This window comes from Pseudescherichia sp. AS216 (assembly GCF_037152055.1).
In the GTDB taxonomy this organism is placed as follows: Bacteria; Pseudomonadota; Gammaproteobacteria; order Enterobacterales; family Enterobacteriaceae; genus Pseudescherichia.
In genome coordinates, this window is record NZ_JBBCMV010000010.1 from 1 (window position 1) to 13460 (window position 13460).

A 13460-nucleotide genomic window follows, 5' to 3' on the forward strand; every position below is an offset into this window, starting at 1 on the left:
CTTACCGCTTTTAATATCCCGCACCCGCAGCGTTCCGCCGCCGATAATCACATCCGGCGACGCCCCCGACACGGTGCCGCCGCAGGTGGTGCGGTCCCCGGTGCGCACCGCAGGCTGGCCGTTGATAAACACGCTGTCAGACCCCTCCGCCAGATACCGGGGGCCTGAATGTCTGTCACACAGCACCCGGTCCTCTTCCCGCGGCGTGGTGCCCGGGTCGGCGGAGGCCACGGTGGGCTGCCACATCTCACTGCCCGTCTGCCCGGCGGCAGCGAGCAGCATCCCGCCGTAATCGGCGAAGCTGTCCGGGGACTGCGGCTCCGGGCCCGGCATATCCGCCGGGGTGAGCCTGCCCGCCGCCCGGGCCGCCGGCAGGCCGTTGATAATCACATCCGGCGAGCCGGTGACGATGTTACCCGCCGGCGACGGCGGAAAGAGCATGTCCCCCAGCCCCGCCGCCGCCTGCGTGATGTCGTCCGTGACACCGGCCAGGTTCGCCAGGACGCCGCCGATGATGCCGCTTAACACGCAGCCGGAGCCGATGGCCGCCACCCCTGCGGCCGCCGCGCCGGTACCCAGCAGCGGGGCGGCCACGGTGGCGGCGGCGGCGACGGCCGAGCCGGCGACGGCATACGCCACGCCCTCTGCCATAATGCCGGTGATATCGGCGAAGACGGCGGAGTGAATAATCTCATCGCCCTGCCGGGCCGCGTGGTTGTCGCTCATGATTCAGGCTGTGCTCCTGCGCTGATAATAAAATCCGTCTTGTCTAATGGCGGGCATGTCAGAAAGAGACAATTATTACGCTTACCGCTAATAATAAACGGCCGATGTTTTATTAAATAATTCAGCTTATGAGAGATGCACCTGTACTTTACTCTCTGCGTTTTTCTGCGTTTTGTTTTAAAATGCTATTTGTTTTTATCAATAATTCACCCTGTGAATAATACATATTATTACAGGATGCACTAACGCGATAACCGGGCATTGCGGCCACTTCGTCTATTAAGGTACTTTTTAGATATATTTCACACAGGGAAGATATTTATATTGGGCATATATAAAGCAGGAACCCTTTAATATAGAGAAGAGACTAAAAAACTCAGTTTAATTACGGGGATTATTTCTGTTAGCTGCGATTGCTTGCTAAAAAGCCGGGTGGCGCTACGCTTACCCGGCCTACGAAACATGCACTCGTCTGGGAAACTACTTCTCCAGCGGCCAGAGCCAGGCCGCGCCGCGAACGCCGCTGGAGTCGCCGTGCACCGCCTTGCGGATAGGCGTTTCACACTCCCCGCCAAACACCCAGTTTTTGATCAGCTGCGGCACGGTTTTATAGAGCCGGTCGACGTTACTCATGCCGCCCCCCAGCACGATCACATCCGGATCGAGAATATTCACCACGTGCGCCAGCGACTTCGCCAGCCGCAGCTCGTAGCGGCTCAGCGCCAGCTCGGCAACGGCATCCTGCTCGTCCACCAGGCGAATAATCTCGTTGCCCTTCAGCGGCTGACCGCTCAGGCGATGGAAATCCCGGGCGAAACCGGTCCCGGAGATAAAGGTCTCAATGCACCCCTGCTTACCGCAGTAGCAAGGCACCTCTTCCCGGTAGCGCAGCTCGTCTTCGTCCATCCACGGCAGCGGATTATGCCCCCACTCCCCGGCCGTGCCGTTGCCACCGGAGTGAGCGTGACCGTTAAAGGCGATCCCCGCCCCGCAGCCAGTGCCGATAATCACCGCGAAAACGGTCTGCGCCCCGGCGGCTGCGCCGTCGATGGCCTCTGAGACCGCCAGGCAGTTGGCGTCGTTAGCCAGACGCACTTCCCGCCCCAGGCGTTTACTGAGGTCTTTATCAAACGGCTGACCGTTCAGCCAGGTGGAGTTGGCGTTCTTCACTACCCCCGTGTAGGGGGAGATGGAGCCAGGGATCCCCATCCCCACCGTACCCCGCTGCCCCGTCTCTTTCTCTGCCATCTCGACCAGGGTGGCGATCGTCTCGATGGTCTGCTGATAGTCGTCGCGCGGGGTGGGCAGACGGTGGCGGAACAGCTGTTCACCGCTGTCGCCGAGCGCAATAACCTCTGTTTTCGTGCCGCCCAAATCAATACCTATACGCACAGCGATCTCCTTATTTTTAGCAATATCAAGAGAGTAGAACCCCGTCGGGGGATTAGCAATGCAAGCGGCAAGACAATTCGCTATCATGCCCGCTGCATTTAACGACAAGGCTGTGGAAAATATCATGCTGTGGTTCAAAAATTTAATGGTTTACCGTCTCAGCCGCGATATTGCGCTGCGTGCAGAGGAGATGGAAAAACAGTTATCCGCGCTCTCATTTACCCCATGTGGTAGCCAGGATATGGCAAAAACCGGCTGGGTTCCGCCGATGGGTTCACACAGTGATGCTTTGACCCACACCAACAATGGCCAAATCATCATTTGCGCCCGTAAAGAAGAGAAGATCCTGCCGTCATCGGTCGTCAAGCAGACGCTGGAAGCCAAAATTGCCAAGCTGGAGGCCGATCAGGGCCGCAAGCTGAAGAAGACCGAAAAAGATTCGCTGAAGGATGAGGTGCTCCACTCCCTGCTGCCCCGCGCTTTTAGTCGCTTCAGCCAGACCATGATGTGGATCGATACCGTCAATGGCCTGATCATGGTCGACTGCGCCAGCGCCAAGAAAGCGGAAGATACGCTGGCCCTGCTGCGTAAAAGCCTCGGTTCGCTGCCGGTAGTGCCGCTGACGCTGGAAAACCCTATCGAACTGACCCTGACCGAATGGGTACGCAGCGGCAGCGCGGCGCAGGGCTTCCAGCTCCAGGACGAGGCCGAGCTAAAGGCGATCCTTGAAGATGGCGGTGTGATCCGCTGTAAAAAGCAGGATCTGGTGAGCGATGAGATTGCGGTGCACATTGAAGCGGGCAAGCTGGTGACCAAGCTGGCGCTCGACTGGCAGCAGCGTATTCAGTTTGTGATGTGCGACGACGGCTCGATCAAGCGGCTGAAGTTTGCCGACGAGCTGCGCGACCAGAATGATGACATCGACCGGGATGATTTCGCCCAACGTTTTGACGCAGACTTTATTCTGATGACTGGCGAGCTGGCGGCGCTGGTGCAGAGTCTGGTAGAAGGCCTCGGCGGCGAAGCGCAGCGCTAAGGCAGGACGCACTGTCCCCTCAATGCAGGGGACAGGCAGACGCGTTACAGGTAGCGGCAGAGGTAAGCGCTGGCTTCGGCCACCTGCAGATGAAATTCGCTATGGCCCGGCACGTTGAACACCTCGCCAGCAGAATACGTTTTCCACTCGGTATCGCCGGGCAGCAGCACGTTCAGTGCGCCACTCACCACGGTCATCTCTTCCGGCTGAGCCGTCCCAAAGGTGTACTCACCCTCGGCCATCACGCCTACGCTAGCGCGGCCGGTGCTGCTGCTGGTAAAACCAATGGATTTCACTTTACCGGAAAAGTATTCATTACTTTGAAGCATGGGTGGCCCTTATAAATAAGTGTATGGAAAATCACTATAGGGGCCAGCCTTCATCTCTGTCACGCAAAATTTCTGTCACGAAAATGGCTATAGCAGCAGCTCAGAGGCCAGACGGGCCACCAGCACATTAGAGAGCAGCACCGGCACGTCCAGCGCTTTTTGCAGCAGATCACGGTGTTTTTGGTAATAGCCGAGGCAGTCCAATATCAGTACGTCAGCGCCTTTTGCGATCAGCGCTTTTCCGGCGGCGATAAGTTCGTTTTCGTGACCCTGCAGGGGGCTGGCAACGTCATAGTAAGGGGCCTTCTCTAATAGTTGCCACTTCTCCATCTGGCCTTCGACAAGCGTGGCCAAAGGCACAATGACGCCGACCTGATGTCCATCGACAATAGAGGAGACCAGCGGAGGGATGATTCGGTCAGGCTCCAGCAAAATAGCATGACGGACTGACAGGGAAAGCCCGGTAAAACGCTCGGTGCTCATGAGTAAAATGACGTCGTAGTTTTGTTTATCAATGACGCCGATGAGGGCCTGCAAATCGCGCTCTACCTTCTTGCGCGAAACCTGTGCCACTTCACCACTGTTTAGCAGTGCATGAACGGGCCTCTCCCCCGGCTCGATGGCGTAATCCTCATAAACATCCTGAGGATCCATCTTCCCCAGCAAACTAATTTGGGTGATCTGCTGCGCGTCAATGTGCTCGGTCAGGAGCGGCATCACCACATCAACAGGCACCACACCCACGGTGAGGATAGCCAGGGTTGCACTCATCTTTGTTTCCGCCTTTCATAACGTCAGTCTGCTGTTCTTATCATTATGCTACTGACCTATGCTCTCATAACAATTCTGTAACGTTCAACCTCCCGCTTCTTAAAGGCTGTCTGAATTTATGAAGCGGGAGAGTGTGAGTTACGTTTTATCAGGATCCTCATAGCGCCGTTTAGCATCCAGCGCCTCCTGCTCGCTCTCGTGCTCGCTAATCAGCGAGTCGGGTTCCGGATGATCGGCACGAAGTTGATACCAGGTTACCGTCTCCTGCTGGCCTCCTTTCTCAACGGTAACAATGCGGGCTTCACGCGGGTAAGGCGGTCTTGTAGGCATAGCGCTTCCTTTTTTATTGGTAGAGCTATGAGTATAGCTAAAGGCCACGATCTGCAATTAGCTCGCTCGCGCCAGCAGTAGCGCCGCCTGGATATCGGCTACCACCTGCTCCGGCGTCTGGGCAGCATTGACAATATGATGCGCCGCCTCGCGGTAGAGTGCGTCGCGCTGGGCCAGCACCTCGCTGACCTCCTCGCTTATTGGTCTGCCGGTGAGCGTTGGGCGCTGCGCCTCTTCAGGGAAAGCCTCCAGCCGCTCTGCCAGTACCGCTACCGGGGCGCAAAGATAGATGACCACGCCCGTCTCGCGCATAAAGCGGCGGTTAACCTCGCTGAGAATAATTCCGCCGCCGGTAGCAATCACCGTCGCTGGCGCGGAGACGGCCTGCAACGCTGCGGTTTCACGGGCACGGAAACCGGGCCAGCCCTCTTTTTCAACAATCGTCGCGATGGTCATCTGCGCCTGCTCCTGCAGCGCGTGGTCGGTATCTACAAACCGGCAGTCTCGCACCTGAGCCAGCTCAACACCGATGGTGGATTTTCCACAACCGCGAGCGCCAATTAAAAAGATGGGTAACGTCATGACCTGGAGTTCTCCCCTGTTCCACGATCTGTGGAACACAAATAGTTGAAGCGCCATACTATTACACTAGTACGAAAAATACGTAAATAAAACGTTACGAATTTATGATGATACTGCGATGAATGGCGTGTTTCAGAGTGTAAAGATAAAATGGCATCTGTCGCGCCACCTTACTTTAAAGGGCGTCCCGTTGACAAGTCCTGCCGTGCTCGCGCCAGCAACCACTTATCTAACTCGGCGGCAAAATGCTGGCGATCGCGTTGGGAGAGCGTATCCGGCCCGCCGGTCTGTACGCCGCTGGCGCGCAGGGTATCCATAAAATCACGCATCGTCAGCTTCTCACGGATGGTGGCCTCGCTATAGCGTTCGCCCCGTGGGTTAAGCGCCGCCGCGCCTTTCGCCAGCACTTCTGCCGCAAGGGGAATATCGGCGGTGATCACCAGATCGCCCGGGCTACACAGGCGCACAATTTCGTTATCGGCTACGTCAAAGCCCGCCGGCACCCGCAGAGAGCGGATGAATTTTGAAGGGGGTACGCGCAGGGTCTGATTCGCCACCAGCGTCAGCGGCGTCTGCGTACGTTCGGCTGCACGAAACAGGATCTCTTTAATTACATTTGGACACGCATCCGCATCCACCCAAATTGCCATAGCTGCTCCTGAATAGTTTATGGTCACTATGATAAGCTATAACTCCCCCATTAATCACACATTCAGGGAAAAGGCGATGGAGAAAAAGATCGGATTTATCGGCTGCGGCAATATGGGCAAGGCTATTCTGGGCGGGATGATTGCCAGCGGCCAGGTACAGCCAGAGCAGATTTGGGTCTACACCCCGACACCTGAGAAGGTCGCTGCCCTCAGCAGTCAGTATGGCATCAACCCGGCGCAGAGTGCGCAGGAGGTCGCGCAGATCGCCGATATCGTCTTCGGCGCGGTGAAGCCCAACGTGATGATCAAAACGCTGAGCGAGATCACTTCCAGCCTGAATAAAGAGACGCTGGTGGTATCGATCGCCGCAGGCGTCACCCTTGACCAGCTGGCGCGCGCCCTGGGCCACGATCGCAAAATCGTGCGCACCATGCCTAACACCCCGGCGCTGGTCAATGCCGGCATGACCTCCATCACCGCGAACGCGCTGGTGACCCCGGAAGACGTGGCCGACGTGCTGGCTATTTTCCGCAGCTTTGGCGAGGCGGAAGTGGTGGCCGAGTCGATGATTCACCCGGTGGTGGGCGTCAGCGGCTCTGCGCCTGCTTACGTCTTTATGTTTATCGAGGCGATGGCCGACGCTGCCGTGCTGGGCGGTATGCCGCGCGCGCAGGCCTATAAGTTTGCCGCTCAGGCGGTGATGGGCTCGGCAAAAATGGTGCTGGAGACCGGTAAACACCCCGGCGAGTTGAAGGATATGGTCTGCTCACCGGGCGGCACCACGATTGAAGCTGTGCGGGTGCTGGAGGAGCGTGGATTCCGCGCTGCGGTGATTGAAGCGATGACCAAGTGCATGGAGAAATCCGAGGCGTTAAGCAAACTTTGACAGTTGCGGCTGTAGGCCCGGTAAGCATAGCGCCACCGGGCGTCTCTGTGCCGATGCAGTAATGCCGGGCGGCACTGCGTTTGCCCGGCCTACGTTAGGCACGGTGCGGCTTGCAGGTGATAGCAGTATCTACCAAACAACGTCATGCTGCTACTTCCGTGCGGCCGCGACCGCCTTTTTTGGCTTTGTAGAGCGCCACGTCAGCGGCCTTGAGCCAATCCCGGCAGTGCTCCGTGCCGGGGGTGAGCGGCGCGAGGCCAATGCTAATTTGCAGCGCCAGATGTGGAGCGCAGGGTAGCCGGATCTCCGCCAGCGTATCGTGCACCCGGCTCATCGCCGCAAGCGCGCTGTCAACCGGCGTACCACTCATGATCACCGCAAACTCATCGCCGCCGAAGCGTCCGATAATGTCGCTTCCGCGCAGGGTCATCTGCAGATGGCGGCTAATGGCGATAATCGCCTCATCCCCTACGTCATGGCCATAGGTGTCGTTGATGGCCTTAAAGTAGTCCACATCGATCAGCAGTAGGGTCGCCATCCGCTGGTTGCGTCGGCAGCTCTCAAACTCATTACGCAGCAATATTTCCCAGTGCCGCCGGTTATAGAGGCCGGTCATGCCGTCGCGGGTGCTCATAATGCGCAGGCGCTGCTTCTGCCTGGCGAGGCGGGTGAAGGTACGAAAGCTTACCCAGGCAAACAGCGGCGGATAGAGCAGGATAAACGGCAGGCAAAGCCACCACTCCAGCGGCGCGCTGGTGAAGGTTATCGCCGTGCCGGTAAGCTGGAGCATCACCAGGCTCGCGCCCAGCAGCAGGACGATGCCAATACCAAACAGCCGCGGCCCGCCCATGCCCATCAGCATCAGGCTAACCATCATCACCAGCACCGCCGACGGCATGATGTTCATTCCCATCACGCCGATCCAGATCCCTGCCAGGATAGCATCAATCTTGAGGTTATTGATTTCGGCGGCGTGAGGATCGCTTGAGCGGCTCGCCAGCTGCCAGGCAAGATGTGGCCAGATAAAAGACCAGCTTAAGAGAAATAGCCACCAGCCTCCGGCTACGGGCTGGGAGGTCATCGCGCCACCTAAGGGAAAGAAGAGGCATCCAAGGCCAAAAATACGCGGCAGGCGAAGTCGCCGGGCAAAAAGCTGGCCAGACAGGAAGTGCTCGTCCTGGTTAGGGGTCTCGACCCACTCCTTGTTAACAGCAGTTTTAGAATAAAGATTGTTATCATTCATCATTATTGGGAATATTCTGAAACATTTCCCAAAATTATAGAGAGGTGCGGCGGGGAGAAAGTATGATATTTCGGGTGAGAGGAAGATCACACTCACCCAATAGGGTTAAGCTTACCGGGAGCGTGGATGGTGCAAAAGTCTATTAAGATACTGCTGCAACAGCTCGGTGTCCTGATGCGGTACCTGCGAGTCAGGGCCAGCTACCTCCAGCGCACCTTCAATACTTTGAATTAATGCCTGCTGCTCCGGCTGTGCCATATGACGCAGTAGAGCGGTAACCACAATCTCCAGCGCCTCAACCTGCGCCACCAGCTCTTTAGACTCTTCTTCCTTTTCCGCTAGCTTAACCAGCAGCTCTGCAATCAGGTTTTTCATCGCGTACCATCCTCATACACAACACGTTAAGATTTTCAGCCAACGTTATCATGGCATATTACGTAAAAATAACATTTTTAATACTATTTTTGCGAAGCACCCGCGGCGGTTCGTCGGGTCTGCCTGAGTATGATTGCCAGCTGCCAGATATTGATCAGCACAACCACGGCGGTGGCGATGAACACCCAGCGGAAGCCAGCCATTGCAGAGATACTTGCCCCCATCAATGGCCCGGCGACATTGCCCAGATACATAAACGACTGGTTATAGCCAAAGATGCGGCCGGTCACCTGATCGCTGGAGTATTTCAGTAGCAGGGTCTGCACCGCAGGCAGCATTGCCCCGTCAGCAAACCCCAGCATGAAGCGTAAGATACCCAGCTGAAGCGGCGTGGTCACGAACGACATAGCAAAAAAGAGCGCCACCGCGCAGATTAGCGTTGCCATCAGGATCCGCGACGTGCCGATCCGATCGCCGAGCTTGCCAAGGCGCGGGGCCGACATCAGCGCTGAGACGCCCGGCACCGCGGCAATCATGCCGCTCAGAAAGGCGATATTGCTGCTGTCCGGGGCCAGCGACTGGACAAACAGCGCCAGAATCGGCCCCACCGAGCCGTTACAGAGCTGGATCACCATGGTGGTCACGAACAGGCTTACAATGAGCTTCGGATAGGGCAGGCTGGCAAATACCGCTTTGCCGGTCAGGCGCTGCGCCTTGCTGACGTTGGGCCGTACCCCCTCTTTAATCAGAAACAGGGTCACCAGAAAGCTGACCATCAGCAGCGTGGCGGTGATGAAAAACACCGCTCGCAGGCCAACGTGGTCGGCAAGAAAGCCCCCCAGCAGCGGGCCACCGATAACGCCGCTGATCTGCGCCGTGGAGAGCGTGCTGAGCGCCCAGCCGCTGCGCTCGCGCGGTACCTGGGAGGCCACCAGCGCCATCGCGTTGGGAATATAGCCCGAGGTCAGCCCCATAATGGCGCGCAGAAATAGCAGCTGCCAGACGTTAGTGGCAAACGCCTGCAAAAGGATCGCTATCGCCATGCCCAACGAGGCGCGGAGCAGCATCAGCTTGCGCCCCTTACGGTCGGCAAGGCTTCCCCACATCGGCGAGACGATGGCCGACACCATAAAGGTCACGCTGAAGGTTAGCCCGGACCAGATCGACAGCGCCTCGTGTGAGGTCACGCCCATCTCGGCAATATAGAGCGGCAAGAACGGTAAAATCTGGCTGATCGCAAGGCCGGTAAAGAAGCAGCCAAACCAGACCGAAATAAGATTAACCTTCCAGGATTCCATAAGCATCTGCAATTATTCAGGTTTTAACAGCAGGCTCCAGCATAGCATAACTGTAGATTATGCTTAGCGGCACTTAATGGCATAACCCATAGCCACGCATCCCCAGATGAAAATGGTTGGCATGGGCGGCGTTATAGTCTGGCCCCAGGCCGTTACCATAGTAAGCACAGCTGGCGCTCAGCATCGCCCGCAGCCAGGGCTGGGTTTTATCCTGCTTCCAGCCGCGCAGCACCGTTACCTGCTGCCCGTTAGCGAGACGAAAGCCGCTGATGTCCAGCGCCTCGGCGGTGGCGTGCTCGCTCAGCCGGGCGTTGGCGCGATGGTATATATTGCGGCAGGCGTAGCTGCCAAAATGATCGATGCGCACCAGCTCGCTGGACATATACCGCGCGGTCAACGGCCGGGCCTGCTGCTGTACAAAAAGCGCCGAGCTGAGTGCCAGCGGACAGGAGGCGAGAAAGCTGCTGCTGAGCTTAACCGGGCCAAAATCCCGTACCCGGACGGTGTGGGTCAGCGGGCAGGTGCCGGTGCTGTCGGCGACGGGCTGGGAAGCAATCAGCTTCTTTTGGTTAGCTTCCACCAGCAGGGCATCGCACTGCTCGGGGGTCAGCCGCTTGAGCTTAAACTGGGTAATGCGGCCCGGCGGATCGTCGAGGCGCAGCGGCACAAAGGGGTTGTAGTACGAGGGCAGGTGACGATAGCCCACTATCCCCGCACCGACTATAAGCAAAAAAACGATGGCTCCTGTGCCTCTCACGCGCTCCCCCTTTAATCACCTAAAAACATTATGGCAGAAGCGCGCGAATCACGCGTTTTGCCGTGGTAAGGTATCTTTTTTCCGGATAAGAAGAGTGGATGGGGTGATGGCAAAAATGCGGGTAGGGATCGTTTTTGGTGGGAAATCAGCAGAGCATGAAGTATCGCTTCAGTCGGCAAAAAATATTGTCGATGCTATTGATAAGAGCCGCTTCGAGGTGGTGCTGCTGGGGATTGATAAACAGGGTCAGTGGCACGTCAACGATGCGGCTAACTATTTGCAGAACGCCAGCGATCCGGCACGTATCGCGCTGAATCCTTCCGCTATCAGCGTGGCGCATATTCCCGGCAGAGAGACGGCGCAGCTTATCAACGCCGAGAGCGGTACGCCCCTGCCGGAGGTAGACGTAATCTTCCCTATCGTTCACGGCACGCTGGGGGAGGATGGCTCCCTGCAGGGGATGCTGCGGATGGCAAACCTACCGTTCGTGGGGTCCGGCGTGCTCGGATCGGCGGCCTGTATGGATAAAGATGTCACCAAGCGCCTGCTCCGCGATGCCGGACTGAAGATTGCGCCCTTCATTACCCTCACCCGCGCTAACCGTCAGCGATACGCTTTTGCCGAGGTGCAGGCGCAGCTGGGTCTGCCGCTGTTTGTCAAACCGGCTAACCAGGGCTCGTCAGTAGGCGTCAGCAAGGTCACCAGCGAGGCGCAGTACTATGCCGCCGTCGACCTTGCTTTTACGTTCGATCATAAGGTGGTGGTAGAGACCGGCATTAAGGGGCGGGAGATCGAGTGCGCCGTGCTGGGGAACGACAACCCCGAGGCCAGTACCTGCGGTGAGATCGTGCTCAACAGCGAGTTCTACGCCTACGACACCAAATACATCGATGACAACGGTGCGCGGGTGGTGATCCCGGCGGCGATCGATCCGGCAGTGAACGACGCCATTCGCCAGACCGCCGTTGCTGCCTACGAAACGCTGGGGTGCGCCGGTATGGCGCGGGTCGACGTCTTCCTGACCGACGACAACGATATCGTTATCAATGAGATCAACACCCTGCCCGGCTTTACCAATATCAGCATGTATCCCAAGCTGTGGCAGGCCAGCGGCCTCGGCTATACCGATCTGATCAGCCGCCTGATCGATCTGGCGTTAGAGCGCCATCAGGCCGATAGCGCCCTGAAAAGTAGCATGGCTTAATCCTGCGACTCTGCCGCTGTCTCTTCCTCGGGACGGCGGCGAATTATCAATCCCGCCAGCCAGAAACCGATCGCCCAGGTGACCAGGCCGACCGCGTAGCTTTGCCAGCCCTTCGCTTCAAATCCCAGCAGCCCAACCACGCCGTTAAGAATAAAGATCAGCCCGATAGCAAAGGCGTAGTAGTGCCAGTCACGGCGAATTTTGGCAGGCAGTTTCATAGCAGCTCCGGTAGAGAAAAACAGCATCGCTGCATATTACCTACCGCAAGCCCCTGACGCATGCGGAAAATCCGAAATCGTTAATAAAACGCAACAAAAGTCATGAATTTGTGACTGGAGATGTAAAACCTTAAATAGGGCTAATAATAATGCGTAAATTGTCACCAATCTGATATTGACAATCCTCCTGACCTGTCAAAATCAGCCTGAATTACTGGTGTATTACCAGCTCAATAACGCGTATCGGAGGTCACTATGGCAGAATTTATGATGTCGAAGCCCTTTGCCAACGAGAAGAAACGAGACGCCTCCACGCCGGGCAATATCGCTTATGCCGTCTTCGTGCTGCTCTGCTTCTGGGCGGGTGCGCAGCTGCTGAACGCGCTGATACATGCTCCCGGCGTGTTTGAAAATCTGATGCAGATGCAGGAGAGCAACCGGCCACGCATTGATATGGGACTTGGCGTGGGCACGATTTTTGGTCTGGTTCCGTTTCTCATTGGCAGCGCTCTGCTTGGCGTTATCGCCCTGCTGCTGCGCTGGCGTCACTATTAACGTGACGCCCTAATTACATTAATTCCCTTGCATACAGCGCGCCCGACGTTCATCCACGCGCTTCGCAAACCAGGCTGTTGTCAGGTTGCGGGTGATCTTCGGGCTCTCAAGCTGAATTCCCGGGAGCAGCGCTCTCGGTAGCGTCTTCCCACTCTTCTTCTCCGCCAAACGATAGACCCCTTTATAGAGTTCGGTCTCCTCAAACGCCTGACGATCGCCCTGCTCCAGCTGATCGCGGATCTCAGCGTCGCTGAGGCCCAGCTGCGGCCCTAGCTTGCGCACTGCCTGTTCGGTGCTGCCCGCGTCACGGCTACCGTAGAGGATGACGTCCCCGTCCAGCGCCAGCTTCACGCCGCTGGCCTTGCTGACCGCGCTCTGGAAAGCGGCATTGCGGCTGGCGTACCAGCCAGCGTTAAAGTCGGCGAAGCGGTAGAGCGGCTCGCTGTAGCTGGCTGGGTAGTTAAGCAGGTGGTAAGTCCCGAACCACAGACCGCCGCGCCGGGAGAAGACCTCCTGGCGAACGGTGCCCTCCATCTTCCACGGATAACCCCGGCTATGCTGTTCGGCAAAGGCGATGCTGACCTGCATCGGCCCACCTGTGTGCACAGGGTTAAGAGAGCCAAACAGCGTCTGCCCCAGCGGAACGATGTTAATCAGGTCGTCGAAAATCGCACTAAGCTGCTTCTCGGTTTTAACCTTATCGAGCCGCTCGGCGTAGCTTTTGCCGTTGGGCGAGGGAACCTTCAGCGCGGTGCGCACCACAAAAGCCGGAATGTGCAGCCGCCCGGCGCGCTTCTCAATCTCCTGCCAGGCGATTTTGTTCAGCCCCGGTACGGCAGGATCGGCCTGATAGTTCGACTCCTGCTGCGCCACCGCCAGCACCGAGCAGACGTTCTCCCGCGTTGGCGCAAGGGACTGGCTCTTGAACGCGGTGGCAAGATCCTCAGCCCAGGCGTCACGATCCTTGACGCTGGCAGGGATCTTCTGCCGCACCAGCTTCGCCACGTCCACCGCCTTCTCGCCCTCTTTGAGCGGCGGCGGTTGCGAGGTGCTACAGCCGACGAGGATCGCGCCCGCCAGCAGGGTTAAACCGCGTGATGCTTGCATA

At 57.6% G+C, this 13460-nt stretch carries 17 protein-coding genes; 4 read left to right on the top strand and 13 right to left on the bottom strand.

Annotated elements, in window-relative coordinates; all coding sequences use genetic code 11:
* Together WFN61_RS19840 and mak are read right to left on the bottom strand one after the other, a co-directional pair.
* On the bottom strand, positions 1–726 hold a 726-nt coding region (locus WFN61_RS19840; protein ID WP_337039123.1), incomplete at its 3' end, for a PAAR domain-containing protein.
* A 480-nt stretch (positions 727–1206) separates the two neighbouring features.
* Positions 1207–2118, bottom strand: coding sequence for a fructokinase (gene mak, locus WFN61_RS19845; RefSeq protein ID WP_257756690.1), 912 nt, complete (start codon positions 2116–2118; stop codon positions 1207–1209).
* A gap of 124 nt (positions 2119–2242) precedes the next feature.
* Here mak and rdgC point away from each other — a divergent pair, with 124 nt between their 5' ends.
* On the top strand, positions 2243–3154 hold the full coding sequence (rdgC, locus tag WFN61_RS19850; protein WP_144819352.1) for a recombination-associated protein RdgC: 912 nt from the start codon (positions 2243–2245) through the stop codon (positions 3152–3154).
* A gap of 44 nt (positions 3155–3198) precedes the next feature.
* On the opposite strand, the gene ppnP is transcribed toward rdgC, so the two are convergent.
* The 5 genes from ppnP to WFN61_RS19875 form a co-directional block, all read right to left on the bottom strand.
* On the bottom strand, positions 3199–3483 hold the full coding sequence (ppnP, locus tag WFN61_RS19855; protein ID WP_042391556.1) for a pyrimidine/purine nucleoside phosphorylase: 285 nt from the start codon (positions 3481–3483) through the stop codon (positions 3199–3201).
* A gap of 87 nt (positions 3484–3570) precedes the next feature.
* Positions 3571–4254, bottom strand: a complete 684-nt coding sequence (locus WFN61_RS19860) for an AroM family protein (protein ID WP_312633996.1) — start codon at positions 4252–4254, stop codon at positions 3571–3573.
* Positions 4255–4392: 138 nt separating this feature from the next.
* The gene (locus WFN61_RS19865; protein WP_144819350.1) at positions 4393–4584 is read right to left on the bottom strand and encodes a YaiA family protein; all 192 of its coding nucleotides are present in this window, start codon (positions 4582–4584) and stop codon (positions 4393–4395) included.
* Between the two features lie 57 nt (positions 4585–4641).
* Positions 4642–5166: a shikimate kinase AroL gene (gene aroL / locus WFN61_RS19870; RefSeq protein ID WP_144819349.1), complete on the bottom strand. Its 525-nt coding sequence runs from the start codon at positions 5164–5166 to the stop codon at positions 4642–4644.
* A 170-nt stretch (positions 5167–5336) separates the two neighbouring features.
* Positions 5337–5816 carry a YaiI/YqxD family protein gene (locus tag WFN61_RS19875; RefSeq protein WP_144819347.1) on the bottom strand — a complete coding sequence of 160 codons (480 nt, stop codon included), beginning with the start codon at positions 5814–5816 and terminating at the stop codon, positions 5337–5339.
* A 76-nt stretch (positions 5817–5892) separates the two neighbouring features.
* Between WFN61_RS19875 and proC the strand changes: the two genes are divergently transcribed.
* Positions 5893–6702: a pyrroline-5-carboxylate reductase gene (proC, locus tag WFN61_RS19880; RefSeq protein WP_144819345.1), complete on the top strand. Its 810-nt coding sequence runs from the start codon at positions 5893–5895 to the stop codon at positions 6700–6702.
* A gap of 142 nt (positions 6703–6844) precedes the next feature.
* Here the strand turns inward: proC and adrA are convergent, their stop codons facing one another.
* From adrA to WFN61_RS19900, 4 genes are all read right to left on the bottom strand, one after another.
* Complete coding sequence (gene adrA / locus WFN61_RS19885; protein WP_257758252.1) at positions 6845–7960, bottom strand: diguanylate cyclase AdrA; 1116 nt, start codon at positions 7958–7960, stop codon at positions 6845–6847.
* Between the two features lie 96 nt (positions 7961–8056).
* On the bottom strand, positions 8057–8320 hold the full coding sequence (gene iraP / locus WFN61_RS19890) for an anti-adapter protein IraP (protein WP_144819343.1): 264 nt from the start codon (positions 8318–8320) through the stop codon (positions 8057–8059).
* Positions 8321–8403: 83 nt separating this feature from the next.
* Entirely contained in the window at positions 8404–9618 is a 1215-nt protein-coding gene (locus tag WFN61_RS19895; RefSeq protein WP_257758251.1) for a multidrug efflux MFS transporter, read from the bottom strand.
* A 73-nt stretch (positions 9619–9691) separates the two neighbouring features.
* On the bottom strand, positions 9692–10375 hold the full coding sequence (locus WFN61_RS19900; RefSeq protein WP_144819341.1) for an extensin-like domain-containing protein: 684 nt from the start codon (positions 10373–10375) through the stop codon (positions 9692–9694).
* A 106-nt stretch (positions 10376–10481) separates the two neighbouring features.
* Between WFN61_RS19900 and ddlA the strand changes: the two genes are divergently transcribed.
* The gene (gene ddlA, locus WFN61_RS19905) at positions 10482–11579 is read left to right on the top strand and encodes a D-alanine--D-alanine ligase (protein ID WP_312633995.1); all 1098 of its coding nucleotides are present in this window, start codon (positions 10482–10484) and stop codon (positions 11577–11579) included.
* On the opposite strand, the gene WFN61_RS19910 is transcribed toward ddlA, so the two are convergent.
* Positions 11576–11797, bottom strand: a complete 222-nt coding sequence (locus WFN61_RS19910; protein WP_103821603.1) for a DUF2754 domain-containing protein — start codon at positions 11795–11797, stop codon at positions 11576–11578. The two genes, ddlA and WFN61_RS19910, sit on opposite strands and share 4 nt — an antisense overlap.
* Before the next feature lie 255 nt (positions 11798–12052).
* On the opposite strand from WFN61_RS19910, the gene WFN61_RS19915 reads away from it, so the two are divergent.
* A complete protein-coding gene (locus WFN61_RS19915) occupies positions 12053–12352 on the top strand; it encodes a DUF2755 family protein (RefSeq protein ID WP_042391545.1) in 300 nt (99 codons plus the stop codon).
* A gap of 18 nt (positions 12353–12370) precedes the next feature.
* Here the strand turns inward: WFN61_RS19915 and WFN61_RS19920 are convergent, their stop codons facing one another.
* Positions 12371–13459 (bottom strand): DUF1615 domain-containing protein, encoded by a 1089-nt coding sequence (locus WFN61_RS19920; protein WP_337039124.1) that lies wholly within the window; start codon positions 13457–13459, stop codon positions 12371–12373.
* Position 13460 lies beyond the last annotated feature (1 nt).

Excerpts from the sequence above, each read along its gene's own strand:
- ppnP (WP_042391556.1), bottom strand. The coding sequence starts at position 3,483 with ATGCTTCAAAGTAATGAATACTTTTCCGGTAAAGTGAAATCCATTGGT.
- rdgC (WP_144819352.1), top strand. The coding sequence starts at position 2,243 with ATGCTGTGGTTCAAAAATTTAATGGTTTACCGTCTCAGCCGCGATATT.
- WFN61_RS19895 (WP_257758251.1), bottom strand. The coding sequence starts at position 9,618 with ATGGAATCCTGGAAGGTTAATCTTATTTCGGTCTGGTTTGGCTGCTTC.
- WFN61_RS19865 (WP_144819350.1), bottom strand. The coding sequence starts at position 4,584 with ATGCCTACAAGACCGCCTTACCCGCGTGAAGCCCGCATTGTTACCGTT.
- aroL (WP_144819349.1), bottom strand. The coding sequence starts at position 5,166 with ATGACGTTACCCATCTTTTTAATTGGCGCTCGCGGTTGTGGAAAATCC.
- iraP (WP_144819343.1), bottom strand. The coding sequence starts at position 8,320 with ATGAAAAACCTGATTGCAGAGCTGCTGGTTAAGCTAGCGGAAAAGGAA.
- WFN61_RS19915 (WP_042391545.1), top strand. The coding sequence starts at position 12,053 with ATGGCAGAATTTATGATGTCGAAGCCCTTTGCCAACGAGAAGAAACGA.
- WFN61_RS19920 (WP_337039124.1), bottom strand. The coding sequence starts at position 13,459 with ATGCAAGCATCACGCGGTTTAACCCTGCTGGCGGGCGCGATCCTCGTC.
- ddlA (WP_312633995.1), top strand. The coding sequence starts at position 10,482 with ATGGCAAAAATGCGGGTAGGGATCGTTTTTGGTGGGAAATCAGCAGAG.
- WFN61_RS19860 (WP_312633996.1), bottom strand. The coding sequence starts at position 4,254 with ATGAGTGCAACCCTGGCTATCCTCACCGTGGGTGTGGTGCCTGTTGAT.
- WFN61_RS19910 (WP_103821603.1), bottom strand. The coding sequence starts at position 11,797 with ATGAAACTGCCTGCCAAAATTCGCCGTGACTGGCACTACTACGCCTTT.
- proC (WP_144819345.1), top strand. The coding sequence starts at position 5,893 with ATGGAGAAAAAGATCGGATTTATCGGCTGCGGCAATATGGGCAAGGCT.
- WFN61_RS19875 (WP_144819347.1), bottom strand. The coding sequence starts at position 5,816 with ATGGCAATTTGGGTGGATGCGGATGCGTGTCCAAATGTAATTAAAGAG.